Genomic DNA, 26,979 nt, shown 5'->3' on the forward strand with positions numbered 1-26,979 from the left:
GCCGAGTCTAGAGACCCTGACCGGCGTCCCACAGACGCTCCGTGTAGCCCGTCAGCAGGGCGTCCAGGTGGATGGCCTGGGCGTCCGTGAGAGCGGCAACGTAGTCGATGACGCCGCGTCCCATCGCTCGCCGGCGCAGCTCCGTCTCGTCGACGTCCGGCAGCACCTGCGGCTGCTCGCGCAGCACGGTCAGGTAGTCCTCCGTCGCGAGGTCCACGAGGTCCAGCAGGCGTCGAGGCGCTCTCCGCACATCCTGCGGGTCGTCGAGCCACGCGATGCAGCCGTCCACCAGGCGCTCGACGAGGTTCGCCTGTCCCCGCTGGTAGACGGCCAGGTCCGGGCGGTCCAGGATGAATCGTTCGTGGAGGAACTTGAGCACCGCCACCTCGTGCCACGCGGTGGCGTCCAGCATCACGTGTCCGGAGCGATGCGCGGGCTCGCGGTGCAGCTCGATCGAGGACTGCAGGTGACGGATCCACGCATCCGTGAAGCGCGCCAGTGCGCGATCCGCTCCGAGCGAGCCGTCGAACGGCACCGTCAGGAGCCCCTCCACCACCTCCTCGGTGACACGCGCCACCGCCTGGTCGAACGCATCGGCGTTCGCGATCCAGGGGTCGCGCTCCTCGAGCCGTCGCCACAGCAGCTCGAGCGAGTGCCCGGGTGCGCGGCTCACGCTGCGCAGCGTGGGCGTGTCCAGCGCGCGGAGGTCCGCGAGCTCGCGTCGCCACTCCCGGAACTCGCCGGCGATGGTGGCCTGGTTGAGCAGGCCCGCTCGGTAGAAGTCGTCCAGATCGTGGAGCGAGTAGGCGATGTCATCCGCGATGTCCATGACCGAGCACTCCAGCGTCTGCTGGCCCTCCGCGATGGCCGGGTAGGCGCTCATCGCCGCGAGCGCATCGTGCTCGTCGATCACGTACATCGAGAACTTGCGACTGGCGGCGCCGCGGCGGGAGCCGCCCTTGCCGCGGCGCCATGGATACTTGAGCACCGCCGCGCGCACCGCGCTGGTGAGGTTGAGTCCCACGCCTGAGACGTCGTGCTCGTCGAGCCGTGTGAGGATCCGATACGTCTGCGCGTTGCCCTCGAAGCCCTCGGCCAGCCGGAAGCGATCCCGAGCCAGCCGGTCCAGCGCACGCTCCCCCAGGTGCCCGAACGGCGGGTGGCCCACATCGTGCGCGCTTGCCGCCGCCTGCACCACGACCGGGTCGCAGCCGCCGAGCTCCTCGACCAGTCGCCCCACCTCGCCGGTGTCGCGGTAGAGGTTCATGGCGATCGCGCGCGCCACGGCCGCGACCTTCACCGAGTGGGTGAGCCGATTGTGCACCGCGAGACCGGCACCGCTCTGGGAGATCACCTGCGTCACGGCGGACAGCCGCGAGAAGTACGGGGAGAAGCGGATGCGCTCGAGGTCCACCCGGTAGTCGGGGTGGCGCTCAGCCAGCTGGAACTCGTCGAGGTCCTCGTGCGCGCGTCGGAGGACGCGGGGATCTGCCACTGTCATGCACCCCATCCTGTCGCATGCGGCCGGTGAGGTCACCGGCGTGCGCGTCACTGCCAGGACGGATGCGGCGCGGCTCGCTACAGTGAGACCGACGATGGCACCGTCCACGGCCGATGCGCGCCTCGCCTCGGTCCACAGGTTGCGAGGAGCCGCCTTGAGCGACACAGTGCCCGGTGAGCCGATCGGCGTAGATTCGCGGCGACGCGAGCACCTCACGGCCCTCCGCGATGCCCTGCTCGCGGGCGGCCTGTTCTTTGTCCTGTCGACCCTGTGGGGTCGCACGTCCGTGGTCGAGCGCGCGGTGCTCGCGGTGCTGCTGACGCTGGCGAGCCTGGGGTTCGCGGAGCTCCGGGCTCGGCGGGCGCGGCGGGCCGCCCCCGGTGTCGCTGCGGACGGTGCGGTGTGAGCACGAGGCGGGCGCTGACCGCCTTCGCGCAGTGGTGGGTGGAGCCCGCGCCCCGCTGGTCGCTGGTGGTGGGCGCACCCCTGGTGGTGGTGCTGGTCTCGCTCGTGGCGTGGGATCTGGTGGGGGGCGACGGCACGCCCGCGTGGGTCCCGGCCGCGGCCAACGTCATCGTGCTGTGGGGCCTGATCCCGGTGGTGGTGGGCGGATGGATCCACGCCTACGTGCGCACCTACCGTCGCGAGGGCCAGCAGGCCGGCTGAGCGCTCATGCTCCAGGGCGGAATGGCGGCGCCCGCGACAGCGTTGGGCTGGCAGAATGGTTGAGGTTTCAACGTAGGGAGTAGCACATGCAGAACATCGGCTTCCTGAGCTTCGGATGGTGGTCGGGCGCACCCGGCTCGATGGTGCGCACCCCAGCGGACCTGATGCACGACACGATCGCCCTGGCCGAGGCCGCCGAGGACGCAGGAATGGACGGCGCCTGGATCCGCATCCACCACTACGAGCAGAACACCTCGTCGCCCTTCCCCCTCCTGGCCGCCATGGGCGCCCGCACCGAGCGCGTCGAGCTCGGCACAGGCGTCATCAACATGCGCTACGAGAACCCCCTGTACATGGCGGAGGCCGCCGGCACGGCGGACCTCATCTCCGGCGGGCGGCTGCAGCTGGGCGTGAGCCGCGGCTCACCCGAGCCCGCCGCGGACGGCCCCGGCACCTTCGGCTACCCGCTACCGGTGGGCACGCTTCCCGTCGAGGATGCCGCTCAGCGCATCGCGCAGTTCCGGCACGCGATCTCCGGCGCAGGCATCGCCGAGCCGGGCGCGAACGCCCACGTGAGGCCGGGACAGAAGCTGCCCATCACGCCGCAGTCGCCCGGGCTGTCGGAGCGCATCTGGTACGGCGCCGGAGGCGAGGAGTCCGCCCGCAAGGTGGGCGAGCTGGGCATGAACCTCATGTCCTCGACCTTGGTCGAGGGCGGCTCTGGCGAGCCGCTGGGCGTCATCCAGTCGCGCCAGATCGCGGCCTTCCGAGAGGCGTGGGAGCAGGCCGGACACGGCGGCGTGCCACGCGTCTCGATCTCACGCTCGATCATGCCCATCATCGATGACGAGACCGCCGCCTACTTCGGCGGCATGCTCGAGCGTGACCGCATGGGCGCCAACCGCGACCAGGTGGGCAGCATCGACAACTTCATCGCGACGTTCGGCAAGACCTACGTGGGCGACATGGACAAGCTCGAGGCGGAGCTGCGCGAGGACGAGGCCGTGCAGACGGCCGACACCGTGCTGGTCACCATCCCCAACCAGCTGGGCGCGGACTTCAACCACCGCACCTTCTTCGCCCTCGCGGAGCTGCGCGATCGCCTCAGCGGCGAGCACACCGGCCCGTCCCCCGCAACGGCGCTGCAGGCACGCTCCGACCAGGGTCAGCGCGTCACGGCGTAGCGCAGGAACACCGTCCCGGACTCGAACACGCAAGTCTCGACCAGGTCGAGGTCCTCCACCGACCCTCCGCACGCCGAGGAGCGTGCGTCGCGCAACGAGCGAGCCGGGCGTGGCGCTGGCCTGCGAGCATGATCAGCGTGCAGCCTCCAGCGCAGCCTCGATTTCAGCGTGGGTCACCCTCTCTGGGATGCCCCGCGAGTCCGGATCCAGCCGCAAGTAGCCCGCGCCACCCGTCGCCTGGAAGTACCCCGAGACCCACCCGACAGGCACGAACTCTGCACGTGAGCCGAGGTCACTCTCGACCGGCTGGAGAAACAAGAGAAACTCGTGCGGGAGACTGAGTAGGGGCTTTCGGCTGCTGGGCTGACTTGCCTGCTCGGCTACCGAGATGTCGGACGCGACCGCGAGCCTCTCTCCGGCCCTCACGTCGCCCCCCAGAACCTCGATGACCTCCATGTCTATGACAAATGCCCCCCAGTCATCTCTGACGTAATCGTCCGGGCCCGTCGCGCGCGCGACCACAACGACTTCCGCGTCGACTGCCAACTGCTCCACGCTCGAATAGTCTTGAGCGCGCTCGGCTAGCGGCAGATCGTTCAGCACAACGGCCTCGACATCGCCACCCGAACTGCAAGCACCCATCACGAGAGCGACTACAGCGACCGTGAGGAGTCTCGCCACACGCCCGTCTGAACCGGCCCGCATGTCAGTACCGTGCCTTGATAGCGTTAATGTCTATACCGGACGGATGGAATCGAGCGCAGTTTCCGCTGTACTTGGCGGTAGATGGGTACATGATCGACAGGTAGTCCGTTCCTCCGCCGGGGCACACCGATACGGTCGAGTTGTGATCGAGACCCAGGGCGTGACCAAACTCGTGGGTTGCCGTACCGGCACGGCGAGACGAACTGGTCGAGCTGTACTTCGTGTTGACGACCAACTGAAGCGCCCCCCGCGCCCAATGGCCGCCACTGCAATTACTGGGAATGTACGTCACGTCGCCGCGTGCGGAGACGATGCCCGTCCAGCCGTAGTTGACCATCTGGGTGTCGTAGACGGAAATGTCATGGGTCGACGATGTCGTCTTGACCAAAGTGACGTCGTTCTGCGGCTCGTTCCATCGTCCCGCAGCCGCCACGATATCGGTGGTGGGCGAGTTGTTGAGGACGATGCGGTATGTCGGGGAGGTGGTCCCCCAGTGACAACTCAGGTACTCGTACGCTGACGCTGAGCCAGCGAGCATCACGGAAGCCACGAGCGCAAGCACCGTTGCCCCCGCTCCTATGCGCCAACTTCGAGCCATGGCTCCCCCCTCCGGACCGCCTGGTTCAGAACCTAGCCCCCGAGCACGAGGCTACAAGCACCAATTCTCACGTGGGCCGGAAGCTGCTGACGCCCCGCATAGCAAGCGTGCGCGATGGCAGCACGGGTCGTCGTGGGTGGATCACCTCGCCACGCGGTAGCGCAGGAACACCGTCCCGGACGCGAACACGCGACTCTCGACCAGGTCGAGGTCCTCGCGGCGCCCACCGTGCGGAAAGAACGGTGTACCCCCTCCCACCAGGAACGGGTCGATGAACACCTGGTACTCGTCGATCAGTCCCAGCGACGCCGCCTGGTGGGCGAGGTCCGCCCCGCCTACGGCGATCTCGCCATCACCAGGCTCGGCTCGCAGGCGCTCGATCTCCTCGGCGAGACCGCCCGTGGCCAGGCGCGCTGGTTCCTCCACCTCGGAGAGCGTGCGCGAGAACACCACCTTGGGCAGAGGGTTCCACAGCGCAGCCCACTCCCGCTCCGCCTCTCCGAACGACGCGGCCTGCTCGGGGTCCTCCCAGTACAGCATCGTCTCGTACAGGCGCCGCCCCAGCAGATGCACCTCCACCGGTCGCACTCTCTCGATGTGGAACGCGAACACCTCGGGCGACGGCGCCGACCAGTCGAAGCTGCCGTCGCCGTCCATGACGTAGCCGTCGACGGTCATGCCCATCGAGAATGTGACACGGCGCATCCGGTGCCTCCTCTGTCTCAGACCCGATGCTACGGCGACCAGGCGTGCCATGCTGGGTCCCAGACTGAAGGAGCAGGCCATGACCCGAGTCCGCGTGGACCTCAACATCTCCCTCGACGGCTTCGCGACCACCGAGGACGGTACACCCGAGAATCCGTTCGGGGAGGACTGGGCACGGTTGACCGCCGACTATGTGGCGACCCGCACGTTCCACGAGCGCGTGCTGCACGACACCAGCGGAGCCGGCACCACGGGCGTGGATGACAACTACGCCGCGCGCTACTTCGAGGGCGTCACCGCGGAGATCATGGGCGCCGGGATGTTCGGGCTCCACCTGTACGGCGACGATCCCGACTGGCGCGGGTGGTGGGGCGACGCGCCTCCGTTCGGCTACCCCGTGTACGTCCTCACGCATCGGCCCCGGCCCTCGCTGGAGTTCGACAACGGCACGCGCTTCGAGTTTCTCGAGGCGTCGCCCGCGGAGGGTCTGGCGCTGGCGCGAGAGGCGGCCGCGGGGGGCGACGTGCGCATCGGCGGCGGCGCCACCACCGTGCGCGACTTCCTGCGCGCCGGGCTCGTCGACGACCTCCACGTCGCCATCGTGCCCATCCTGCTGGGCCGTGGCATCCGGCTGTGGGACGATCTGCGCGGCTTCGAGGCCGGCCGGCGGGTCACGTCGGAATCCGCCCCCAGCGGCGTCACGCACGTGAGCTTCGAGCGCGAAAGCGACCGCTAGTCCACCTCCGCGGGCTCCCCCGCGTGGACTCCTGCCGGCGGGTAGAGCAGCCGGAACTCCTCGCACACCACCGGCATGTCCGGCTCGAAGCCGCGCGGGCTCGCGGCGTGCTCGCGCCAGTAACGCTCGTGGACCTCGCGCCAGTGCTCGAGCGTACGGTCGCCCTCGCCCTCCGCGGCGGCATGGGCGGCATCCACCTCGCCGAACGCCACGACCCGCACCCGCGTGGTCTCGATCAGCGCACGCGGGACCCCGCGACCGTCGAGGATGATGCTCCGTTCCCCTTCGCGTGGCACCGGCTCCCCCGTGGCCTCGTGGTCCCACACCGACGATGCGGTGGCGGTCTTGACGCCCTCGAGCACGAGCGTGAGCAGGTCGTCCGCATGCTCCGGGGTCGCCCCGAAGGCCCAGGCCTCTGGCGCACCCTCGGGAAGCGCAGGGTCGTCGGAGCGCCGCGCGGCCCAGAACGCGGCGATGCGTTGGCCGTCGGGTTGGGGCTGCGTCATGGGCTCACCTCTGCTCCGTAGTGCAGCACCGTGGGGAACGGCTCGTAGAACCCGTGCAGCAGTCGCTTCCACTGCTGGTAGTCGGACGATGCACGGAAGCCGTCCTCGTGCGCGGCGACGTTCTCCCAATGCACGGTGAGCAGGTACGTCGACGGATGCTCGATGCCACGTCGGAGCGTATGGCCCCCGTAGCCGGGCTGGCGCTCGATGAGCGGCGCGGCCTGCGCGAAGGCCTGTTCGAAGTCGGCCTCCCTGCCGGGCATCACCGGCAGCACCACGGACTCTACGATCACCGCCCGGCTCGTCCCAGCGCGGTGACCGGCGCATCGGCTGAGCCGGCCCGCGGCAGGATCCTCGGGCGCGCCGGGTCCGTGTTGTCCACCACCACGAGCGCTCGCTCGCGCGGGCCCACCTCGCTGCGGTAGATCAGCTGGCCGTCGAAGTAGCGCCGCTGCACGGGGTCCTCGGGATCCGCCTCGAGGCCGTCGCGCGCGACCATGCGGCCGAACCGCACCGAGTACGGAGCCTCCACCCAGATGACCGCGTCCCAGCGGTCGCGGAAGCCGGGGTGCTGCATGAACAGCCCGTCCGCCAGCAGCGTGACGTTGTCACCCACCCGGCAGCTGGGCACATCCTCGAGGATGCGATCCGAGTCCAGGTCGTGGTGGCGCAGCGTGACGATGCGGTCGCCGCCTGCGCTCAGCGGGTCGAGAACCTTCGCGATGAAGGCCTCGTGATCGAACGAGTCCTCCCAGAAGCCACGGGCGCTGGTGCGGCCCTGGCGGTAGCGCACGTCCTCGGTGTGGTGGAAGTCGTCCATGCTGGCCTCGACCACGTCGCGGCCCTGCGCCTTGAGCACCGCAGCGAGCTCGCGGCGCAGCGTGGTCTTGCCGGCGGCGTCGGGCCCATCGATCGCGATCAGGACAGGGGCGCCCTCAGGCCGGGGCAGCTCCTCGGCGACGGTGCCGATGACCTTCTCGCGACGCGTCATGACTCAGCCCGTGGCGACCAGTGCCTTGACCGCCGAGGTGAAGAACGCCAGACCGTCCGTGCCGCGGCGCCCGTTCAGGATCGAGTCGGGCCCGAACCCCGGCTCGACGGCATGCTCGGGGTGCGGCATCAGGCCCACCACGTTGCCGCGCTCGTTCGTGATGCCGGCGATCTCGCGGCGCGAGCCGTTGGGGTTCCACCCCACGTAGCGGAAGGCCACGCGCCCCTCGGCCTCGAGCTCGTCCAGCGTGCGCTCGTCCGCCACGTACTGGCCGTCCTGGTTCTTGAGCGGGATCGTGATCTCCTGGCCCGCCTCGTAGTCGGTGGTCCAGGCGGTATCCGCGTTCTCGACACGCAGCACCTGGTCGCGGCACACGAAGTGCAGGTGGTCGTTCTTGATCATCGAGCCAGGCAGCAGGTGCACCTCGGTGAGCACCTGGAAGCCGTTGCAGATGCCCAGCACCGGCATGCCGCCCTTCGCGGCGTCGACGACCGCCTCCATGATGGGCGAGAAGCGCGAGATGGCGCCGGCGCGCAGGTAGTCGCCGTAGCTGAAGCCGCCTGGCAGGACCACGGCATCGACGTCCTGGAGCGACGCGTCCGTGTGGAAGAGGTTGACGGCCTCCCCGCCGGCCAGCCGAACGGCGCGCGCGGCGTCACGGTCGTCCAGCGTGCCGGGAAAGGTGACGACGCCGATGCGGGCCATCAGTCGACGACCTCCACGGCCACGACGTCCTCGATCACGGGGTTCGACAGCATGGTCTCGGCGGCGTCGCGCGCCTGCGCGAGCAGCTCCTGCGTGACGTCGCCGTCGACCGTCAGCTCGAAGCGCTTGCCCTGGCGCACGGAGGCGAAACCCTCGAAGCCCAGGCGGGGCAGTGCGGCGCCGACGGCCTTGCCCTGCGGGTCGAGGATCTCGGGCTTGGGCATCACGTGAACAACGATCGTGGGCATGTCCGCAGTCTAGCGGCACCCAGGCACGCCCCTCGGTGGGTGGGGCTACTCGGCGGCGCCCTTGAGCGAGCCTGTGAGCTCCTCGCCCACCTCCCCGACCAGGAGGCACGCGATCTGGCGGTCACCGTTGTCCCACGAGCCCTGCGTGGGGTACGTCGCGGTGAAGTAGTAGATCGATTCCGCGTAGTCGATGCCCACGTAGCTCTCGAACGCGCCGTAGCAGGCGTCCTCCGCCTGGGTCACCACGTCTGCGGGGAAGCTCTCGTCGGTGAGCTGGACGGTGTGGAACACCTCGGCGTAGTGCGGCTCGGCGCAGTCCACGACAGGGAGCACGCCGATCTCCTGCTCGCCTTCCTCCGTCACCGACGCCTCATCCACGCACTCGCCCACGGTGACCTGGAGCTCCTCTACGGTGCCGCCACTGCCGAGCAGTGAGCAGCCGGACAGTGCCAGGACGGTGGTGGCCAATGCGGCCAGAGTCCACTTCTTCACAGATGTTCCCCCTTGTTGATGCGCGATGAGCGGACTCAACCTAGCAGGGCCCTCGTTCCCTGACCAGGGTCCTGGTTGACGCGCGGTGGAACGTCAGCACAGGAAGCTGTAGGAGATGGTCGTGGTGGTGAGCCACGTCTCCAGCAGTCCGTTGTCCGAGACCCAGTGCGCGAAGCCGCCCTCGAACTCGACCAGGGTCCCGGTATCGTCGCCTGGCCCGGGCGCGACGACGGCCGGCAGCGCACGGACGGCCGATGCGCGGGACCAGCCCACGGTCGGTAGGTCACCCAGGCCGTCCGTCGCCCGCGCGGAGGGCACCGTGAAGTCCTCGCCGTTGGCGGGGGTGAAGGGGTACCACGTGGTGCCGTCGTGGTTGAGTGTCTCGTTGCCGCACGCAGGATAGAACTCGACGTCCTCCGTGACGGCTACGGTCTCACCCGGCACGCCGAGGTCGAGCTCCTGGTCCCACTCCACCGGTTCCGTGGGCGAGCTGCCCGCAGCGCAGCCGCCCAGCCACAGCATCGCAGTCGCCGCGCACGCGGCCGCCGCGCGCATCGGCCGTCCTGACATGTCCGTCACCACGCTCATGCAACTGAGACGCGCGGCGGCGTGAAAGCGTTGGGCGCGACTACGCTTGCGTGGTGCTCGCCCTGACCGTCGACGCGCCCGAGCTGATCGGCTCCGCGCTCGAGACCCTGCGCACCGTGCTCGAGTACCTCGGCACGGTGGCCTTCGCCATCTCCGGTGCCGTCGCCGCGGGACGCAAGCGCATGGACCTCGTGGGCGCGGTGGTGCTGGCGTGCATGGTCGCGGTAGGCGGCGGCACGCTGCGAGACGTGCTGCTCGACGTGCCCGTGTTCTGGATGGAGAGCCCCAGCTACCTCCTGGTGGGTGCCGGAACAGGGCTCGCGGTCGCCCTCTACGCCCGCCGCCGTCCCTTCGACAGGCTGGACCGCTACCGGACCGTGCAGATCACCGATGCGGTGGGACTCGCGGTGTTCGTGGCCGTGGGCGCCGGGATCGCGATCGACGCCGGCGCCTCGATCGTCACCGCAGCCGTGATGGGGGTCATCACGGGCGTGGGCGGCGGCATCATCCGCGACATGCTCGCCAACGACGTCCCTGACGTGCTGCGCAACGGCCACCTGTATGCCACAGCCGCGCTCGCGGGAGCCACGCTCTACGGTGTGCTGATCGCGCTCGATGTGCCGCGCATCGTCGTGATCTGGGCACCCATCGTGGTGGTGCTCGGGCTGCGCCTGGCGTCGCTCAAGTTCAAGTGGGGCATTCCCACCATCGGCGGCAAGCCCGTGGACCTCGACTGGCGCGAGGGTCACGGCTCGGACAAGGGCTAGTTCTTCGCGAGCCTGTCGTAGGCCTCGAGGTAGCGCTCGCGGGTCCTGTCGACCACGTCCTGCGGCAACCCCGGCGGGGGCGCGTCGCTCGCCTTGTCCCAGCCGGATTCCGGCGAGGTGAGCCAGTCGCGCACGAACTGCTTGTCGAAGCTGGGCTGAGCACGTCCCGGCTCCCAGTCGCCGGAGGGCCAGAAGCGCGAGCTGTCCGGCGTGAGGACCTCGTCGGCGAGGACGATGGTGCCGCTCGCGTCGCGCCCGAACTCCAGCTTGGTGTCCGCGAGGATGATGCCCTTCGAGGCCGCGATCTCGTGCGCGCGGGCGTAGACCTGCAGCGTGAGGGTGCGCAGCGCCTCGGCGTCTGCCTGGCCGATGCGCTCGGCGACCGCCTCGAAGCTCACGTTCTCGTCATGCTCGCCCACCTCCGCCTTGGTCGCGGGGGTGAAGATGGGGGCGGGCAGGCGTGAGCCGTCCACCAATCCACGCGGCAGCTCGATGCCGCACACGCTGCCGGTCTCCCGGTACTCCGCCAGGCCCGATCCGGTGAGGTAGCCGCGGGCCACGCACTCCACCGGGAACATCTCGAGCCGCTGGCACACCATGGCGCGCCCCGCCACCTCATCCGGCACCGGCGCCTCGATGGTGTGGTCGGGCACGATGTCGCGCAGCTGGTCGAACCACCACAGGCTCAGCGCGGTCAGCACTCCGCCCTTGCCGGGGATCTCCGTGGGCAGCACCCAGTCGTAGGCGCTGATGCGGTCGCTGGCGACCACTAGGACCACGTCACCGCGCGGGTGCGGCTCGACGGGCTCGTAGAGGTCGCGGATCTTGCCCGAGTAGACGTGTCGCCAGCCCGGCAGCTGAGCCGCAGTTGGCTCGATCACGTGCCCTGGCATCAGGCGCCGGCCTGGTCCGTCGCCGCCGCGAGCGCGATGTCCGATCGGTGATGCGCGCCGTCGAGGCCGATGTGCGCGAGAGCCTCGTACGCCGCGTCCCGCGCATCGGCCAGGCTCGCGCCGCGGCCGATCACGGACAGCACCCGGCCGCCCGCGCTCACCAGTTCGAGCGCGTCGTTGGTGGCCGTGCCGGCGTGGAGGACGTGAGCGCCGTCGACGGCCTCCGCGGCGTCGATTCCGGTGATCGCGTCGCCGGTTCGAGGGTCCTCGGGGTACCCGCTGGAGGCGAGCACCACGGTGACGGCCGCATCGGCGCTCCACTCCAGGGGCGGCAGCTCCGCCAGGCGTCCCTGTGCGGCGGCGAGCAGCACCTCGCCCAGCGGCGTCTCCAGGCGCGCCAGCACCGACTGCGTCTCGGGATCGCCGAACCTGGCGTTGAACTCGACCACGCGCACACCCTTCGAGGTGAGCGCGAGCCCCACATAGAGCACGCCCTGGAAAGGAGTGCCGCGGCGGGCCATCTCGTCGATGGTGGGCTGGGCGACGGTGCGGACCACCTCGTCGACAAGGCCCTCCGGCGCCCACGGCAGCGGCGAGTACGCGCCCATGCCGCCGGTGTTGAGTCCCTCGTCGCCGTCGTAGGCGCGCTTGAAGTCCTGGGCGGGCTGCAGCGGCACCACCGTCTCGCCGTCGCAGATGCAGAACAGGCTGACCTCGGGGCCGTCGAGGTACTCCTCGATCACCACGACGCCGCCGGAGCGCAGGATCGCCTGGCCGTGCTCGGTGGCGGTCTCGAGGTCCTCGGTGACCACCACGCCCTTGCCAGCCGCGAGGCCGTCGTCCTTCACCACGTAGGGGGCGCCGAACTCGCCCAGAGCGGCAGCCAGGCCCTGCGGCGTGGTGCACACGCGAGGCGCGGCGGTAGGCACGTCGGCGGCGGCCATGACCTCCTTCGCGAAGGCCTTGGAGCCCTCGAGCATCGCCGCTGCGGCGGTGGGGCCAAAGCACGGGATGCCCACCTCGCGCACCGCATCGGCCACTCCGGCCACCAGGGGCGCCTCGGGGCCCACCACCACCAGGTCCGCCCGCACGTTGACCGCGAGCGAGGCGATCGCGACGCCGTCGTTCGGGTCCTGCGAGTGCTGTGTCGCGAGAGCGCCGATGCCCGGGTTGCCCGGGACGGCGTGGATCTCCTCGACAGCGGGGTCCAGGTGGAGGGAGCGGGCGAGCGCGTGCTCGCGGGCTCCGGAGCCGACGATCAGTACCTTCACGCGTGCGAGTCTAGCGACGGCTGAGGGTCAGCCCTCGATCGAGCCGATGCGCAGCCACACCTCGCCGTCCCGCGTCGAGACGGTCGCCCACCGGCTGTCGTGCGCGGCTCCGCCGGACCACGTCGAGCCGTCGCCCTCGCGCCGCCAGCCGTCCTCCTCGAGCTGCTGTTCGAGTGCCGCGAGCACGGCATCGGAATCCTCGGTCTCGTAGTGGACGTACACCGAGCCGATGCCCGAGCCCAGACCGTCCGGGAACAAGGCGCCCAGCGTCTCGCTGGTCGTGACGGAGGTCGCGCCGTCGATGTCGAGGTACTGCTGCGCGATCACGCGCTCGGGATCCAGGCGCTGCGAGGCCTCAAGCCGCGCGCTGACGAGGATCGCGGCCACGAGGCCCGCCGCCAGCACGACGATGCCGAACCCCGTCCACAGCGCAGTGCGTCGTCGCATGCCAGTCAGCCTCGTCACGACGACCTCTCAGCCTTCGATCCGGCCGACGCGCAGGCGCACCTCTGTGGCGTCGTCGTCGCGCGTGACGGTGCACCAGAAGTGACCCGCAGCGGGCGGACCGCTCCAGAGGGACCCGTGTGGCTCCCACCCCTTGGAGCGCAGGCGCACCTCGACGGCGTTCTCGATCGCGTCGAGATCCTCGCCCTCGTAGGTGACGACGACAGCACCGATGCTCGCACCGCCATCGTCGCAGCACACCACCAGAGGGTTGAGGTTGATCCGGGGCGCCGGTCTCTCCTCCACTGTCACGACACGGGCGGCGTCCACCTGGACCATCTGCGCGGCGAACGCTCGTTCATCGTCCAGGTCGGGCGGCGACCAGTCCGTGGCCGCCCACAGATAGCAGCCCACGATCACAAGCAGCGCGCCACCCGCTCCCCACCAACCGACTGCACGGCGCCTCATCCGAGAGACCCTACCGAGGTGCGAGCCGGCTTCGCCTCTCTCAGCGCCGCGCAAATCCCGGGATCGCCACGGTTCGAGGTGTCAGGGGATGGGGTTTCGCTTGTTCCAGGGAATCCTGGGATAGGCGAGCAGAGCTGCGCCGAGACCGCGTGCGGGCTCAGCCGATCCGGTGGTGACGGCGGAGGCCCGGGTGTCGACGCTGAATGCGCGGTAGAGCAGATGTGAGACAACGTTGGGAAGTGGAATCTGGGACAAGTTGCTGACCTGATGGTCTCCGCTATGGTCGCGGCTGATAGTCGGTCCATTCAGGGTGCTCCGCCCACTCCTCATACGAGACCATGTGCTTGCCGTCCATCACCCGGAGTTCTGTGGCGTACCCAGGCCAGCCAAGCTCATGGAGCGCCAACAGCAGGTCGCCCCGCATCACCGTATTGCTGCGCGCCTCGGGCACGACGAAGAACGACCGGTCGGCCAGCTTGTGAAGGTCCAGCGCCCACCATTGCGCCACGCCGCTGGGCGCAACAGTCGACCACGGTGACAACACGTCCACATGCTCCGTCGGAAGCGCCACGTGCACCTTATCAATCGCATCATCAAGAAGCGCGACCGGATACGACACGAAGCGAATCCTGTCGCCAGGAGCCGCGTAGGCCTCGATGGTCTGCCTTGCCTCAGCGCTGAAGGCTTGACGGACTCCGACAAAGTAAGGCCACGGCGGCAATTCAGGCAGCGTCACCTCAAAGACCAGCTCGTCCGCCGGGGTGGAGAACCTCTTCAACGCCGTCGACACCGCCAGCCGAGCCGAGTCCCCGCCCACCGTTGTCGCGCGAGACTTCACAGCAGCGTCGTAGGCGAACGCCCCGTAGAAGCAATGACCGACGACCGCCTCGAGTTCGACTGAATCATCATCGGTCATGGACGACACTCCCAGTAGGTCCTCCGCATGATGGACGTGCGCGACGAACACGCCAAGCGTTGCACCTGCCGGCCCTCGCCAGTGACGCCGCTCATCCGGAGGTCCCCTTCACCGCGGCGGTTGATAGTCGGTCCATTCAGGGTGCTCCGCCCACTCCTCGTACTTCACACGGCGGGTCCCTCTCATGACAGGAAGCTTCTCGGCGTACCCAGGCCAGCCCAGTTGTCGCAGAGCAATGATGACGTCTCCGCGAAGCGCCACGTCGCCCACCGCAGGCGGGTAGAAGAAGAACACTCTGCCTGCCAACTTGCGAAGGTCGACGCCCGAGTAACGCCCAACGTTGCCGTCCGAGAGCGGAGCATTGAGGCCCCACTCGATGTCGACCGCCGCGGAGCAGTACGCAACGTGGACGACGTCGTCACTTCCCTCAAGGGCAACGGGATAGGACTCGAAGACGATGTTGTCCTCGGCTCCGAGGAACATCTCGAGTACGTCGCGGGCCCCGCTTGAGAAGACTCCCGTCGCATCACGGAAGTACGGCCAGACCGAGAGCTCCCTCGCCTCTACGCTGAAGGCCAGGTCCTTGGTCGGCGGCGTGTGAAGGCGGCGCGCGCGAGCAACGAGACGGCGCGCGGGCTCAGCCGATTCGGTGGTGACGGCGGAGGCCCGGGTGTCGAAGCTGAATGCGCGGTAGAACAGATGTGGGACAACCTCGGGAACCGGAAACTGGGACTTGTCGCTCACCTGAAGGTCCCCGTCACCGCGGCGGTTGATAGTCGGTCCATTCAGGGTGCTCCGCCCACTCTTCATACGAGACCAGGTGCTTGCCGTTCATCACCCGGAGTTCCGTCGCGTACCCAGGCCATCCAAGCTCATGGAGCGCCAGGAGCAGGTCGCCCCGCATCACTGTGTTGCTCCTCGCCTCTGGAACGATGAAGAACGAGCGGCCGTTCAACTTGGATAGCTCAAGCGCCCACCATTGCGCCACGCCGTGCGGCGACACTGTCGAGTACATCGACAGCACGTCCACCCTTTCCGTGGAATACGCGAGGTGAACGGACTCGAGGCGCCCGTCAGGCATCTCAACGGGGAGCCGAAAGAAGCCGATCCGATCCTCCGCGCCGAGGTACGCATGGATCACCGCCTTTGCACGTTCCGAAAAGACGGTCCGAGCGCGCACCACGTACAGCCACGGCGGTAGCACGACGTCATCGACTGCGAACGACACATCCGGTAGCTCGGCACCGTAGGTGACTTCCGCTCCGTAGATGTCGTTGCCTCCGCCTCGGGTGAACACACCGCGATTATCCTTATCAAAGGAGAACACGCGATAGAGGAGGTGCGGAACCACCTCGCTCATCGGAAGAAGTTCGGACATCAGCGGCGACACTCCCAGTAAGCCGCGCGCACGACGGACAGGTGCCAAGAGCACGCCACGTCTGGCACTCGCCGGCCCACACCCGTGAGGCCACTCATCCGGAGATCTCCGTCATTGCGGCGGTTGACAGTGGGTCCATTCAGGGTGCTCCGCCCACTCTTCATACGCGACCATGTGCTTGCCGTCCATCACGCGCAGCTCGTACACGTACCCGGGCCAGCCAATTTCGTGAAGCGCCAAGATGAGGTCGCCGCGCATCACGACGTCGGTGCTCGCCTCGGGGACAATGAAGAACGAGCGGTCGCGCAACTTTGCGAGATCGAGCGCCCACCACTGTGCGACGCCGTTGGGCGCGACCGTCGACCAGGGCGAGAGGACGTCGACGTGCTCCGTCGGCAGCGCCACATGAACCTCGTCGCTGATTCCACCCGCGAGCGTCACCGTGTACTCGAAGAAACGAATGCGATCAGCAGTGCCCAGGTGAGCACTGATCACATCCCTGCCGGCGCGTGAGAACACGGTTCGGACCCCCATGAAGTACGGCCACGTCGGCAAGGTCGCAGCATCGAACGTGAATTCGAGCTTGCCAACAGGTGCGCCATAGTTCCTGGCAGCTCTGTAGTACTCACGATCGGCGGGTTCGCCGGTCGTCGCACTCGCGGTCGACCGTGTGACCAGATCGAACGACATGGCCCTGTAGAACATGTGGGGCTTCACCCCAGCAAGATCCAGCAGATCACTCGTACTCACCTGCGGCACTCCCAGTACTTCTTCAGCACGATCGACGGATCCTCCAGGATGGACGAGGTGATGTACTCGGTGAAGAAGTGAGCAAAGAGCGCGTCGTCGGCGCCTGCAGCCGCATCTGCTTCCTGCAGATTGCTGAGCACCCAATTGTGATACTCGGGTGGGTGCGGGCCTTCATGCGGGATGACCAGTAGGTTCATGTCAGATTCCGTTGTGAGTCCCCGGCGCGCGAGGATACCGTTCATCTCCTTCACCACGTTCACCTTCGCAGGATCCGTGGAGTTCGCGTACTTGGTGACGATGTGATGGCGCTCGTACGTGTTCTCTAGTCCATCCTTGCGCAAGAGCGCATCGAGCGTCGCGTCACGCACAGAGGTGTCGATGTTCCCATCCGCGTCGAGCAGCAGGTCGCCGTTCTCGTCGAGGAACATGCAGTTGACGGGTGGTCTGCTGCCCGCTCCGCCGGCCTGCGGCTTCCACTGGCCGTCCTCGAGGGCGTAGACCTCAACTGACCGCGGCTCCCCGGGGATGCCGTCGCACGACCACGCCTCAGTTCCGTCGAAATAGGTGAACCGCGGTCGCAGCGGCTTGGGGTCCCACGGCTCGCCGGGTATCGAGTAGGCAGTGGGCGAGTTGACCGCTCCGTCGTAGTCCGCAGCAGTCGGTGGGCCGGGGTTGAGCCACGGGTCGTCGGCGTTCGACGTGCACCAGTTCCCCACGCCCGTGAGGACGTAGCAGTCGGCATCAGGATTGGTTGATCCGTCGATGGGTGCGTCCGGATCAGTGCCCATGTCGAAGAGGATGTCCATGATGACGCTGATGGACACGATTCCCGCGAGGCCGATCAGCGCCTCGCCCAGCCCAGCGGCGCTGCACGCGAGCCAGAAGTCGCCGGCTGTGGAGCGGGTCCGAGCGTTGGCGGTCAGATAGGGGGCGACTCGACTGCACGCGGCAACATCGTTCATCGCCGCGGCGGCGGTGGAGTCCACAAGCTTGGACCCTGCGACGAGAGCGGCAGGCGTCATTGATCCGGCTGGCTCGTTCAGCGCCACGAAAGCGTAGCGGAGGAGATCGTCCTTCACGTCGTCCAGGTCGCCAACATGGGCGAACATCAGCTGCCTGCTGGCCACATTCCCTCGGTAGACGCCCGCCCCGGCGTATCCGCCACTCGACACAGCGGCTTCCTAGACCCGAATCCCGGAGGAGAAGTACTCCCAGTCATTGCAGATGCCGTCAGTTCCCGCTCCGCCACAATTGGACAGGAGCCGATTCCGCGTGACGTCCACGATGGTCGCCCGGTAGGAGTTCACCGGCACGCTGAGGGAGAGCGACAGGCGAAAGGCCGGGGTGCCGTAGTAGTTCTCGCCCACGCGGGATGAGGAGAACTCCGTGATCGAACCCGAGTAGCCTGCGTGCCGCACCGTGATCGCGCCAAGGTCCACGAAGTCTCCCGTAGGCCGGTCGAGGGCACCGTCCCACCCAGGGCTCGACGTCAAGTACGCGTGGTACGTGACCGTAGCGTCCTCGGGGACCTTTGTCCCCGAGGACACCAGACAACCGCCGGCGCTCAGAGTGCAGGAGTAGTAGTTGGTGACCTTGCTCCCGTCCCAGATGCGGATCTCGGTGCCGTACGGCAGCGCATCCGACACTACGAACTGAAGCTGCACTCGTGGATTCGCGTCATCCACCACCGTTCGGTCGACGGTGAAGGTGGCGGACACCGTGGGCATAGCGGCAGCAGCAGGGCCAGATGCCGCCGCCTGAGCGGCCAGGACAAGCATCAAGGCCAGGGCGATAGATCGGAGGCGCGGCAACGGTCTCTCCTTGTGGAGTGCGGTGCCATCGCCGCGTCGAAGATACATCCCCGGAGCGAGAATGTGCCCAGCGTTCGATCAGAGTGTCGCGCTACTCACCCCTGGCGTGCAGCAGGTCGTGGTTCACGATGATCTCGTCGCGGCCCGGGCCCACGCCGATCGCGCTCACGCGGCAGTTCGAGATCTTCTCGAGCGCCAGCACGTAGTCCTGGGCGGTCTGCGGCAGGTCCGAGAACTCGCGCGCGGCCGAGATGTCCTCGGTCCAGCCCGGCAGGTACTCGTAGATGGGCGTCGCTGCGGCGAAGTCCGCCTGATCCTGCGGCAGCTCCTCGTAGCGCGTGCCGTTCACGTCGTAGGCGACGCACACCGGGATCTCCTCGAGACCCGTCAGCACGTCCAGCTTGGTCAGCACCAGGTCCGTGAGGCCGTTGATGCGCGACGCATAGCGAGCGATCACGGCGTCGTACCACCCGCATCGGCGAGGCCGTCCCGTCGTGGTGCCGTACTCGTGCCCCACCCGTGCCAGGAACTCGCCGTTCTCGTCGAACAGCTCCGTGGGCATCGGCCCCTCGCCCACCCGGGTCGTGTAGGCCTTGACGATGCCGATCACGGAGTCGATCCGCGTGGGCCCCACGCCGGAGCCGGTCGAGGCGCCGCCTGCCGTCGCGTTCGAGCTGGTGACGAACGGGTAGGTGCCGTGATCCACGTCCAGCATGGTCGCCTGGCCACCCTCGAACAGCACGGTCTCGCCGCGGTCGAGCGCCTGGTTCAGCACCAGCGACGTGTCCGTGACCATGGGCGCGAGACGCTCGCGGTACTGCAGCAGCTCGTCCGCGACCTCGTCCACGGAGATGGCGCGGCGGTTGTAGACCTTCACCAGCAGGTGGTTCTTCTGCTCGAGCGAGCCCTCGATCTTGTCGCGCAGCACCTGCTCGTCGAACAGGTCACCCATGCGGATCCCCAGGCGGTTGATCTTGTCCGCATACGCCGGCCCGATGCCGCGGCCGGTCGTGCCGATCTTGCGCTTGCCCAGGAAGCGCTCGGTCACGTTGTCCAGCGTGCGGGCGTACGGCGCGATCACGTGCGCGGCGTTGGAGATCAGCAGCTTGGACGGGTCCACCCCGCGCTCGAGCAGCGCGTCGATCTCGCTGAACAGCACGGAGATGTCCACCACGACGCCGTTGCCGATCACCGGCGTGACGTCCGGCGTCAGGATTCCGGACGGCAGCAGGTGCAAGGCGAACTTCTGGTCACCGATCACCACCGTGTGACCGGCGTTGTTGCCGCCGTTGAACTTCACCACATAGTCGACGCGGCTTCCCAGCACGTCCGTGGCCTTGCCTTTGCCCTCGTCGCCCCACTGGGCTCCCACGATCACCACTCCGGGCATCTCGCCCACTCCCCTCACCCCGGAACGGTGCCGGGGGCTTGGTGTCAGCGGGGCTGGTGCCCCACCTGATGAACGGCCGATGCGCATCGGCCTTTGCGTAGCGAGGCCCCGGGGTGTCTGGTGACTCCCCGGGGCCTGGCCTGACGCGGTTTGGTCAGATCTTCTTCCCGGCGGAGCCCAGCTGCTGGCAGGCCTCGACCACACGGGCGGCCATGCCGGCCTCGGCGAGCTTGCCCCAGGCGCGCGGGTCGTAGGCCTTCTTGTTGCCCCACTCTCCGTCGACCTTGAGGACGCCGTCGTAGTTCTTCATCATGTGGTCCACCACGGGACGCGTGTACGCGTACTGGGTGTCCGTGTCGATGTTCATCTTGATGACGCCGTGGCTGACGGCGGTCGAGATCTCCTCGGCAGTCGAGCCCGAGCCGCCGTGGAACACGAGGTCGAAGGGCTTGTCCTTGCCGAACTTCTCGGCGGCGGCCTTCTGGATCTCGCCCAGGATCTCGGGACGGAGCTTGACGGCGCCCGGCTTGTACGCGCCGTGCACGTTGCCGAACGTGAGGGCCGTCATGTAGCGGCCCTTCTCGCCCAGGCCGAGCTTCTCGATGGTGGCGATGCCGTCCTCGGGAGTCGAGTAGAGCTTGTCGTTGATCTCGGCCGAGTGGCCGTCCTCCTCGCCGCCCACGACGCCGATCTCGATCTCGAGGATCGTGCGCGCGGCCTGCGACAGCTCGAGCAGCTCCTCCGCGATCGCGAGGTTCTCGTCCATCGGCACGGTCGAGCCGTCCCACATGTGCGAGTTGAAGATGGGGGCGCCGCCGTTCGCGACCTTGTCCGCCTCGATCTTCAGCAGCGGCTTGAGCCAGTTGTCCAGGTAGGTCTTGTGGCAGTGGTCCGTGTGCAGCGCGATGGTGACTCCGTAGGAGTCCGCGACCTCGCGGGCGTACGCGGCGAGCGCGAGCGAGCCCACGACCTGGTCCTTGATGGTCGAGCCGGAGGCGTACTGACCGCCACCCACCGAGACCTGGATGATGCCGTCGGACTCGGCCTCCGCGAAGCCCTGGATGGCGGCGGTGATGGACGACGAGGACGTGATGTTGATCGCGGGGAACGCGTAGCTGCCGGCCTTGGCGGCGTCCAGCATCGCGGAGTACGACTCAACGGTGGCGATGGCCATGAAGATCTCCTGGGATCGTGCGGAAAGGAACCGCCGTCCATTCTGTCAGAAATCGCGCGGGCGCGGTATGGGCCCCAGGTCCCTGCGCGCGGCGGTGGCGGCCGATGCGCGCCGCAGGGCCACATAGGCCGCCTCCGCGGGGTTGGCGGTGAGCCCGGCCGCACGGTCCCACGCGAGCGCCGCCTCCTCGGCCCGCCCCGAGCGCTCGAGCAGGTCCGCACGGGCCGCGTGGAAGAGGTGGTAGCGCTCGAGACCCGTGATCCTGTCGACGTCCGTGAGCGCGGATTCGGGCCCGTCGACCTCCGCGACCGCGATCGCGCGGCTGAGCTGCGCGACCGTGCTCGGACCCATCGTGATCAGCACGTCGTGGTACCGAACCACGCGCTCCCAATCCGTGCGCTCACGCGTGTGCTCCGCTGCTATCAGCGCCTGAACCTGCCAGGGTCCCAGCGCTCGTCGCGACAGAGCGTGCGCCAGAACGGCGTACCCACGCGCGATCATCGACCGGTCCCACAGCGTCCGGTCCTGGTCCTGGAGGCGCACCAGCGCGCCGTCGCGATCGACGCGCGCCGCATCCCGCGACCGGTGGAAGAGCTCGAGTGCGAGCAGGCCCGCGAGCTCCGGCTCGTCGGGAAGCGCATCGGCCGCGGTGGCGGTCAGCAGGATGGCCTGATCGGCGAGGTCGGCCCGCGTCAACGTGCCCGCGGCGGCGGAGTGGGCGAGGTAGCCCTCGTTGAAGATCGCGCCGAGCACCGCCGTCAGCACCTCGGCCCTCTCGCTCAGGTCCGCGGGGATCGTGAGCGGGATGTTCGCCGCCCTGATCTTGCGCTTGGCCCGCACCAGGCGCTGGGCGATGGTCGCCTCAGGAACCACGTAGGCCTGAGCGATCTCCGCGGTGGTGAGGCCTCCCGCCAGTCGCAGGGTGAGCGCCACCTGGGCCTCGCGCCCCAGGGCCGGGTGGCAGCACAGGAGCATCAGGCGCAGCTGCTCGTCGCCCACCTGCCCGTACTCCGCGATCGCGACGGGCGCATCGGCCGTCGACGCGCTGTCCAGCCGCTCGGTCGTGCCGGCCTCGAGCACCCGCGCCTGCGTGGACAGGCGGCGCTGAGCGGCGGACTCCCGCCGCAATCGATCGACGCCCGCATTGCGGGCGACGGTGTACACCCACGCGGCGGGCTGGTCCGGCACGCCCGCCGCGCCCCACGAGCCCGCCGCTCGCGCGAGAGCGTCCTGCAGCGCGTCCTCGGCGCGGTCGACGCCCCCCAGACGGTCCGCGAGGAGGGCGAGCAGGCGCCCGCCCTCCTCGCGGGCGACGCGGGTCAGCGCCGCGTCGACCCGTGGGTCGCTGCTCAGAACTCGTCCGTGGGGAACACCGGTCGCACCTCGACGGAGCCGGTGCCGATGGGCACCCGGCGAGCCCACTCGATCGCGTCGTCGAGAGTGTCGACGTCGATCAGGTAGTAGCCACCCAGGTGCTCCTTGAGCTCGGCGAAGGGGCCGTCCATCACGGTGGTGGCCCCGGCATCGTGGCGCACGGTGGTGGCGGTCTCGGCGGGCTGCAGCGCTTCGCCGCTGTGATGAGCACCCGCGGCCGTGAGCGCCTGCGTGTACTCGGACCACGCGGCCATGTAGGCCTCGAAGCCCGCGTCACCGGGCTCAGGCGAGGGGAGCGAGGGGTCCGAGGCGAGGATCAAGAGGTACTTCATGATGGTGTCTCCTTGTTTCCGGCGAGCCCGGGCCTCTCCCGAGTCTCACCCCTACGACGCAGCAGCGGCACGGGATCGACACTCCGTCGCACGATTCAACCCAGGCGGGTGTCGACCTCGCGCACGATCTCCCAGCGGCCGGGCTGGACGTCCTGGTCGCTGATCTCCTTGGGTCCTCACTTTCCTACAGATTGCGCCGGAGCGCGCTGTGGAGTCGTGGGGTTCCTCCAGGAGCGAGGCACCTGATGGGAGACAGGTCAGGCGTGACCTGCGTCGATGTCCGCGTGCTGGCGCACCCACGCATGCATCGCGATGGCTGCGGCAGCGCCCGCGTTGATGGAGCGCGTGGAGCCGTACTGCGCGATCGCGAGCGTCGCGTCCGCCGCATCGCGCACCGCATCCGACAGGCCCACCGACTCCTGGCCGAACACCAGCACGCACTCGCGGGGAAGCTGAGCGGTCTCGAGCGGCACGGAACCGGGCAGGTTGTCGATCGCGACCACGGCCAGACCCTCGCTGTGCGCCCACGCGACGAAGCCCTCGACCGTCGGATGGTGGCGCACGTGCTGGTAGCGATCGGTGACCATGGCGCCGCGACGGTTCCATCGGCGATTGCCCACGATGTGCACCTCGCGCGCCAGGAACGCGTTCGCGGTCCTGACCACCGAGCCGATGTTGAGGTCGTGCTGCCAGTTCTCGATCGCGACATGGAACTCGTGCCGGCGCTCGTCGAGATCGGCGACCACTGCCTCGTGCCGCCAGTAGCGGTACCGATCCACCACGTTGCGGCGGTCGCCCTCCCGCAGCAGATCAGGGTCCAGGCGCGCGTCCTCCGGCCAGGCGCCCTCGCCGCCCGGGAAGGGCCCCACGCCGTGCTCGGGAGCGCTGTCGCCCTCGAGGGAGTCGGTCACGCGCCAGACCCGGCCCGCCACGCCGCGACCAGCGACGTGCGCTTCGAGGTGTTGAGCACGGAGCCGGAGTAGAGGCGCGCGCCCACGCCGATCAGCACCACCGCCGTCGCCAGCACGATCGCGAGCGCGGCCCAGGGCTCCCACGGAGCGGCGTTGCCGTGCAGCATGCGCGCGGGCATCAGCAGCGGGGCCGTGAGCGGGAAGTAGGACAGCACCCGCTGGAGCCAACCGTCGTCCGTGATGAAGATCGCGGAGAAGAACGGGATCATCACCGCGAGCTGCATGTACAGCGTCGTCGACTGGAGGTCCTCGATGCGCGAGGCGAGTGAGCCCGCGACCGCCCACAGGCACGCCAGCATCAGGAAGCCGCCCAGGAAGAAGGCGAGGAACCAGCCGCTGGCGCCCAGCGCCTGCGACACCACGTCGCTCGACCCCGTCAGTGCCGCTCCCACCAGGCCGGCGCCTACGATCAGCGCCACCTGTGCGATGGCGAGCACGGTGTTGCCCGCGACCTTGCCGGCGAGCATCCACCGCATGGGCACCGCGGCCACCAGGAGCTCGACCACACGCGACTGCTTCTCCTCGACCACGGACTGCGCGATCGACATGCCGAAGGTCAGCACCGCGAAGTAGAACAGGAACCCGAACACGAGCACCAGCAGCTCCGGCGGGACCGCGTGGTCGGGACCGGGGTCCGTGAGCACCACGTCCGGAACCGGCGGCGCGAGCAGACCGTCCAGCTGGGCGTCCGTCAGGCCGGCCTCACCGGACACGCGCGCGATGGTCGCCTGCGCGCCCGCGGTCGTGATCAGCGCTCGCAGCTCCTCTGGCACGCCGTCGCGGCCGTAGATGGTCGCCTGGTCGCCGTCGACGGACACCACGGCGGTCAGCGAGTCGTCGGACTCGAGCGCCGCCTGGGGCTCCTCCACGGGAACGGAGTCGACCTGCGCCTCGGGCACGCCCGGAGGGCGCTCGTCTGCGGGGAGCGCACCCAGCCCGGCAGCCGCGTCCACGACCTGCTCGGCTCCCGGGGCCACACCCACTCGGTACTCGGGCGTGCCGCCGCCGATCAACGCCGGGATGGCGACCGCGGCGACGATCACCACGAGGAACACGATGGTCGATGCGATGAAGCCTTTGTCGTGCAGCTTCACGGAGATCTCGCGGCCCGCGATCACGCGGACCAGGGCGCCCCGCTGCGGGGCCGTGGGCTCCGTCATCGGGCCACCTCCTGGAAGAGCTCGGCGAGCGTGGGAACCACGCGACCGAAGTGCTCGACGGCGCCCGCACGCTGCGCCTGCGCGAGCAGGTCCTGAGTGTCTGCGGTCTCGTCCAGGTCCACCAGCACGCCACGCGCGTCGCGCGACGCGACTTCGAACCCGGCTCCAGCCGGTGTCCATTCCGGCGCTGCGGCCACCTGCACGCGATAGCGTCGACCGGCCCGCTCCTCCTGCAGTGCGGCGGCATCTCCAGCGGCCACCACGGCACCCCTGTTGATCAGCACCAGATCGTCGCACAGCTTCTCGACCAGCTCGAGCTGATGGCTGGAGAACAGCACCGGCACACCCTGCGCCGCGCTCTCCTGGAGCCGCGCGGCCATCGTGTCCATGGCAATCGGATCGAGACCGCTGAACGGCTCGTCGAGCACCAGGATGCGAGGCTCATGGATGAGCGCGGCCGCCACCTGAACGCGCTGCTGGTTGCCCAGCGACAGTGTGTGCAGCACGTCGTCCGCGCGGTCGCCCAGGCCAAAGTCCTTGAGCAGCGCCGTCGCACGCGTCGCGGCGACGTCGCGGTCGACGCCCAGCACCCGCCCCAGGAACACCAGCTGCTCGTGCACCTTCATCTTGGGGTAGAGGCCGCGCTCCTCCGGCATGTAGCCGATGCGCCTACGCACGGCCAGGCTCAGCGGCTCGCCGCCAAAGGTGACGGTGCCCGCATCGGGCTTCAGGACGCCCACGATCGACCGCATCGTCGTGGTCTTGCCGGCGCCGTTGGCTCCCACGAAGCCGGTGAGGCGGCCGGGCCGGACGTCGAACGTGACGTCGTCGAGCACGCGACGATCGCCGAACGAGTGCGTGAGGCCGGAGACGGACAGCTGGGAGGAGTCGCTCACCCTGGCGACCCTAGCAACCGGCTCGCACTCTCAGGACGCGGGAAGCCGCCAGCGCTCCCACACGAACGGTGGGACTCCATCGCGCATGCGTTCGAGCACGTCCAGCCACGCGTCGATCCAGTCGAGTCCATGCGCGGGATAGGCGGTCGCGGCGACGAGGTACCCGTTCTCGATGAAGATGGAGTAGATCTCGCTTGGCGCATCGATCAGAGCCGTGATGACGGTCGACGTGAGCACCGCGTGCGCGCACTCCGTATCGTCCGTGCCAGCTCGCCACCGCTCGTTGAAGGCGTGGGATTCGACGAGCACCTCGTGTTCGCACGCCTCGAGCACCTCCACTCCCAGGAGCTCCGCGAGCGCGCCTGTCGGCGTGAACGAGACCCGCGGGATGCGCCCGCCCAGGGGTACTGCGACCACGCGCCACGGCGCGCTGGATCGCTCGGAGGAACTGTTCGTTCGCTTGACGCCGTGCAACGTGAAAGCCACGAAAGCGCCCCCCTCGCGGCTGCCGTGCACCACATCGGTCGCGTAGGGCGCTCCGCGCATCCCGAAGGGCGGGACCGTGAAGAGATGCGCCCACCTTCCGCTGCTAGCCGTGTACTGCCACCCGCGGGCGGCGGCAGCGGGAGCGATCGGCGGAGCGGGCGTTCGCCTCGTGATCACGATCCACTTCGATGCGCGGCTGTTGCCCATCGCGATCAGCTTGGCGATCAGTGGCACCGTCATGCCCAGGAACACCAGCGAAATGGTCGCGAAGATCGCGGCGTCTGCGACACTCAAAACTGGACGTTGGGCGTCTGGCGCACCGCGGCGTCCTGGACCTCGAAGTAGTCCTCGCGCGTGATCGAGAACATGCCCGCGACCACGCTCGTGGGGAACGTCTCGACCTTGGTGTTCATCGAGCGCACGTTCGCGTTGTAGATGCGCCGTGACGCCGCCAGGCGGTCCTCCGTGTCCGCGAGCTCGCGCTGGAGCTCCAGGAAGTTCTGGTTCGCCTTCAGATCCGGATAGTTCTCCGCGAGCGCGAACAGGCGCCCCAGCGCCTGGGACAGGACGTTCTCCTGCTTCGCCTGCTGGGCGTGGCTCGATCCGGGCTCCACAGCCACGGAACGGGCCTGGATCACGGCCTCGAGCGTCTCGCGCTCGTGCTTGGCGTATCCCTTGACGGTCTCGACCAGGTTGGGGATCAGGTCATGGCGTCGCTGCAGCTCGACGTCGATCTGGCGCCAGGCCTCCTGCACCAGGTTGCGCAGCGTGATGAGCCGGTTGTACTGCGCGATCGCCCACAGGATGACGATCACGATGATGATCGCGAGTGCGACGAAGAACCACTCCATGGTGCCCCTCCAACTGTCGGTG

Annotated in this window: 35 protein-coding genes; 5 read left to right on the forward strand and 30 right to left on the reverse strand. The window is 68.6% G+C overall.

Annotated elements, in window-relative coordinates; genetic code table 11:
- Positions 1-7 precede the first annotated feature (7 nt).
- Positions 8-1,501, reverse strand: coding sequence for a deoxyguanosinetriphosphate triphosphohydrolase family protein (locus tag Dac01nite_RS03585; RefSeq protein WP_239066480.1), 1,494 nt, complete (start codon positions 1,499-1,501; stop codon positions 8-10).
- Between the two features lie 154 nt (positions 1,502-1,655).
- Between Dac01nite_RS03585 and Dac01nite_RS03590 the strand changes: the two genes are divergently transcribed.
- From Dac01nite_RS03590 to Dac01nite_RS03600, 3 genes are all read left to right on the forward strand, one after another.
- The gene (locus Dac01nite_RS03590; protein ID WP_203653426.1) at positions 1,656-1,907 is read left to right on the forward strand and encodes a hypothetical protein; all 252 of its coding nucleotides are present in this window, start codon (positions 1,656-1,658) and stop codon (positions 1,905-1,907) included.
- Positions 1,904-2,167, forward strand: coding sequence for a hypothetical protein (locus Dac01nite_RS03595; protein WP_203653427.1), 264 nt, complete (start codon positions 1,904-1,906; stop codon positions 2,165-2,167). Before Dac01nite_RS03590 ends, Dac01nite_RS03595 begins: the two co-directional genes overlap by 4 nt.
- Before the next feature lie 86 nt (positions 2,168-2,253).
- Positions 2,254-3,351 (forward strand): LLM class flavin-dependent oxidoreductase, encoded by a 1,098-nt coding sequence (locus Dac01nite_RS03600; protein WP_203653428.1) that lies wholly within the window; start codon positions 2,254-2,256, stop codon positions 3,349-3,351.
- 132 nt (positions 3,352-3,483) lie between these two features.
- Here Dac01nite_RS03600 and Dac01nite_RS03605 read toward each other — a convergent pair whose 3' ends face one another.
- The 3 genes from Dac01nite_RS03605 to Dac01nite_RS03615 all read right to left on the reverse strand — a co-directional run bounded on the left by Dac01nite_RS03605 (position 3,484) and on the right by Dac01nite_RS03615 (position 5,359).
- Positions 3,484-3,906, reverse strand: a complete 423-nt coding sequence (locus tag Dac01nite_RS03605) for a hypothetical protein (RefSeq protein ID WP_203653429.1) — start codon at positions 3,904-3,906, stop codon at positions 3,484-3,486.
- A gap of 151 nt (positions 3,907-4,057) precedes the next feature.
- Positions 4,058-4,618, reverse strand: a complete 561-nt coding sequence (locus tag Dac01nite_RS03610; RefSeq protein WP_203653431.1) for a zinc metalloprotease — start codon at positions 4,616-4,618, stop codon at positions 4,058-4,060.
- A 177-nt stretch (positions 4,619-4,795) separates the two neighbouring features.
- Positions 4,796-5,359, reverse strand: coding sequence for a dihydrofolate reductase family protein (locus tag Dac01nite_RS03615; RefSeq protein WP_203653433.1), 564 nt, complete (start codon positions 5,357-5,359; stop codon positions 4,796-4,798).
- Between the two features lie 79 nt (positions 5,360-5,438).
- Between Dac01nite_RS03615 and Dac01nite_RS03620 the strand changes: the two genes are divergently transcribed.
- Entirely contained in the window at positions 5,439-6,095 is a 657-nt protein-coding gene (locus Dac01nite_RS03620; RefSeq protein WP_203653434.1) for a dihydrofolate reductase family protein, read from the forward strand.
- Here Dac01nite_RS03620 and Dac01nite_RS03625 read toward each other — a convergent pair.
- The 7 genes from Dac01nite_RS03625 to Dac01nite_RS03655 all read right to left on the reverse strand — a co-directional run bounded on the left by Dac01nite_RS03625 (position 6,092) and on the right by Dac01nite_RS03655 (position 9,616).
- Positions 6,092-6,601, reverse strand: a complete 510-nt coding sequence (locus Dac01nite_RS03625; protein ID WP_203653436.1) for an ASCH domain-containing protein — start codon at positions 6,599-6,601, stop codon at positions 6,092-6,094. The two genes, Dac01nite_RS03620 and Dac01nite_RS03625, sit on opposite strands and share 4 nt — an antisense overlap.
- Entirely contained in the window at positions 6,598-6,894 is a 297-nt protein-coding gene (locus Dac01nite_RS03630) for an antibiotic biosynthesis monooxygenase family protein (protein ID WP_203653438.1), read from the reverse strand. The genes Dac01nite_RS03625 and Dac01nite_RS03630 overlap by 4 nt, the downstream gene beginning before the upstream one ends.
- The gene (locus Dac01nite_RS03635; RefSeq protein WP_203653439.1) at positions 6,891-7,592 is read right to left on the reverse strand and encodes a nucleoside/nucleotide kinase family protein; all 702 of its coding nucleotides are present in this window, start codon (positions 7,590-7,592) and stop codon (positions 6,891-6,893) included. The genes Dac01nite_RS03630 and Dac01nite_RS03635 overlap by 4 nt, the downstream gene beginning before the upstream one ends.
- A 3-nt stretch (positions 7,593-7,595) precedes the next feature.
- Positions 7,596-8,297 carry a phosphoribosylformylglycinamidine synthase subunit PurQ gene (gene purQ / locus Dac01nite_RS03640; protein WP_203653441.1) on the reverse strand — a complete coding sequence of 234 codons (702 nt, stop codon included), beginning with the start codon at positions 8,295-8,297 and terminating at the stop codon, positions 7,596-7,598.
- Entirely contained in the window at positions 8,297-8,545 is a 249-nt protein-coding gene (gene purS / locus Dac01nite_RS03645) for a phosphoribosylformylglycinamidine synthase subunit PurS (RefSeq protein WP_203653442.1), read from the reverse strand. The genes purQ and purS overlap by 1 nt, the downstream gene beginning before the upstream one ends.
- A gap of 45 nt (positions 8,546-8,590) precedes the next feature.
- The gene (locus tag Dac01nite_RS03650) at positions 8,591-9,037 is read right to left on the reverse strand and encodes a septum formation family protein (protein ID WP_203653443.1); all 447 of its coding nucleotides are present in this window, start codon (positions 9,035-9,037) and stop codon (positions 8,591-8,593) included.
- 93 nt (positions 9,038-9,130) lie between these two features.
- Positions 9,131-9,616, reverse strand: coding sequence for a hypothetical protein (locus Dac01nite_RS03655; protein WP_203653445.1), 486 nt, complete (start codon positions 9,614-9,616; stop codon positions 9,131-9,133).
- Between the two features lie 62 nt (positions 9,617-9,678).
- Between Dac01nite_RS03655 and Dac01nite_RS03660 the strand changes: the two genes are divergently transcribed.
- Positions 9,679-10,392 (forward strand): trimeric intracellular cation channel family protein, encoded by a 714-nt coding sequence (locus tag Dac01nite_RS03660; protein ID WP_203653447.1) that lies wholly within the window; start codon positions 9,679-9,681, stop codon positions 10,390-10,392.
- On the opposite strand, the gene Dac01nite_RS03665 is transcribed toward Dac01nite_RS03660, so the two are convergent.
- From Dac01nite_RS03665 to Dac01nite_RS03755, 19 genes are all read right to left on the reverse strand, one after another.
- Entirely contained in the window at positions 10,389-11,285 is an 897-nt protein-coding gene (locus tag Dac01nite_RS03665) for a phosphoribosylaminoimidazolesuccinocarboxamide synthase (protein WP_203653449.1), read from the reverse strand. The two genes, Dac01nite_RS03660 and Dac01nite_RS03665, sit on opposite strands and share 4 nt — an antisense overlap.
- Entirely contained in the window at positions 11,285-12,556 is a 1,272-nt protein-coding gene (gene purD, locus Dac01nite_RS03670) for a phosphoribosylamine--glycine ligase (protein WP_203653451.1), read from the reverse strand. The genes Dac01nite_RS03665 and purD overlap by 1 nt, the downstream gene beginning before the upstream one ends.
- A gap of 27 nt (positions 12,557-12,583) precedes the next feature.
- Positions 12,584-13,003 (reverse strand): hypothetical protein, encoded by a 420-nt coding sequence (locus tag Dac01nite_RS03675; RefSeq protein WP_203653452.1) that lies wholly within the window; start codon positions 13,001-13,003, stop codon positions 12,584-12,586.
- Positions 13,004-13,030: 27 nt separating this feature from the next.
- Positions 13,031-13,468, reverse strand: coding sequence for a hypothetical protein (locus tag Dac01nite_RS03680; RefSeq protein WP_203653453.1), 438 nt, complete (start codon positions 13,466-13,468; stop codon positions 13,031-13,033).
- Between the two features lie 277 nt (positions 13,469-13,745).
- Positions 13,746-14,384, reverse strand: coding sequence for a hypothetical protein (locus Dac01nite_RS03685; protein WP_203653454.1), 639 nt, complete (start codon positions 14,382-14,384; stop codon positions 13,746-13,748).
- A 108-nt stretch (positions 14,385-14,492) separates the two neighbouring features.
- Positions 14,493-15,128, reverse strand: coding sequence for a hypothetical protein (locus Dac01nite_RS03690; RefSeq protein WP_203653455.1), 636 nt, complete (start codon positions 15,126-15,128; stop codon positions 14,493-14,495).
- A 13-nt stretch (positions 15,129-15,141) separates the two neighbouring features.
- Positions 15,142-15,762 carry a hypothetical protein gene (locus Dac01nite_RS03695; RefSeq protein WP_203653456.1) on the reverse strand — a complete coding sequence of 207 codons (621 nt, stop codon included), beginning with the start codon at positions 15,760-15,762 and terminating at the stop codon, positions 15,142-15,144.
- A gap of 111 nt (positions 15,763-15,873) precedes the next feature.
- The gene (locus Dac01nite_RS03700; RefSeq protein WP_203653457.1) at positions 15,874-16,467 is read right to left on the reverse strand and encodes a hypothetical protein; all 594 of its coding nucleotides are present in this window, start codon (positions 16,465-16,467) and stop codon (positions 15,874-15,876) included.
- A gap of 41 nt (positions 16,468-16,508) precedes the next feature.
- On the reverse strand, positions 16,509-17,639 hold the full coding sequence (locus Dac01nite_RS03705; protein ID WP_203653458.1) for an AHH domain-containing protein: 1,131 nt from the start codon (positions 17,637-17,639) through the stop codon (positions 16,509-16,511).
- Positions 17,640-17,693: 54 nt separating this feature from the next.
- A complete protein-coding gene (locus Dac01nite_RS03710; protein WP_203653460.1) occupies positions 17,694-18,239 on the reverse strand; it encodes a hypothetical protein in 546 nt (181 codons plus the stop codon).
- A gap of 175 nt (positions 18,240-18,414) precedes the next feature.
- Positions 18,415-19,713 (reverse strand): adenylosuccinate synthase, encoded by a 1,299-nt coding sequence (locus tag Dac01nite_RS03715; RefSeq protein WP_203653759.1) that lies wholly within the window; start codon positions 19,711-19,713, stop codon positions 18,415-18,417.
- Between the two features lie 154 nt (positions 19,714-19,867).
- Positions 19,868-20,887, reverse strand: a complete 1,020-nt coding sequence (gene fbaA / locus Dac01nite_RS03720; protein ID WP_203653461.1) for a class II fructose-bisphosphate aldolase — start codon at positions 20,885-20,887, stop codon at positions 19,868-19,870.
- A gap of 45 nt (positions 20,888-20,932) precedes the next feature.
- Entirely contained in the window at positions 20,933-22,309 is a 1,377-nt protein-coding gene (locus Dac01nite_RS03725) for an RNA polymerase sigma factor (protein ID WP_239066481.1), read from the reverse strand.
- On the reverse strand, positions 22,237-22,593 hold the full coding sequence (locus tag Dac01nite_RS03730; RefSeq protein WP_203653462.1) for a YciI family protein: 357 nt from the start codon (positions 22,591-22,593) through the stop codon (positions 22,237-22,239). The genes Dac01nite_RS03725 and Dac01nite_RS03730 overlap by 73 nt, the downstream gene beginning before the upstream one ends.
- Positions 22,594-22,850: 257 nt before the next feature.
- A complete protein-coding gene (locus tag Dac01nite_RS03735) occupies positions 22,851-23,504 on the reverse strand; it encodes a TrmH family RNA methyltransferase (RefSeq protein WP_239066482.1) in 654 nt (217 codons plus the stop codon).
- On the reverse strand, positions 23,501-24,724 hold the full coding sequence (locus Dac01nite_RS03740; protein WP_203653464.1) for an ABC transporter permease: 1,224 nt from the start codon (positions 24,722-24,724) through the stop codon (positions 23,501-23,503). The genes Dac01nite_RS03735 and Dac01nite_RS03740 overlap by 4 nt, the downstream gene beginning before the upstream one ends.
- Positions 24,721-25,620, reverse strand: a complete 900-nt coding sequence (locus Dac01nite_RS03745; RefSeq protein ID WP_239066483.1) for an ABC transporter ATP-binding protein — start codon at positions 25,618-25,620, stop codon at positions 24,721-24,723. Before Dac01nite_RS03745 ends, Dac01nite_RS03740 begins: the two co-directional genes overlap by 4 nt.
- A gap of 30 nt (positions 25,621-25,650) precedes the next feature.
- Positions 25,651-26,400, reverse strand: a complete 750-nt coding sequence (locus tag Dac01nite_RS03750) for a type III secretion system chaperone family protein (RefSeq protein WP_203653465.1) — start codon at positions 26,398-26,400, stop codon at positions 25,651-25,653.
- Positions 26,397-26,957: a LemA family protein gene (locus tag Dac01nite_RS03755; protein ID WP_203653466.1), complete on the reverse strand. Its 561-nt coding sequence runs from the start codon at positions 26,955-26,957 to the stop codon at positions 26,397-26,399. The genes Dac01nite_RS03750 and Dac01nite_RS03755 overlap by 4 nt, the downstream gene beginning before the upstream one ends.
- Positions 26,958-26,979 lie beyond the last annotated feature (22 nt).

The sequence above is a fragment of the Demequina activiva genome, from assembly GCF_016862815.1.
Taxonomy (GTDB): domain Bacteria; phylum Actinomycetota; class Actinomycetes; order Actinomycetales; family Demequinaceae; genus Demequina; species Demequina activiva.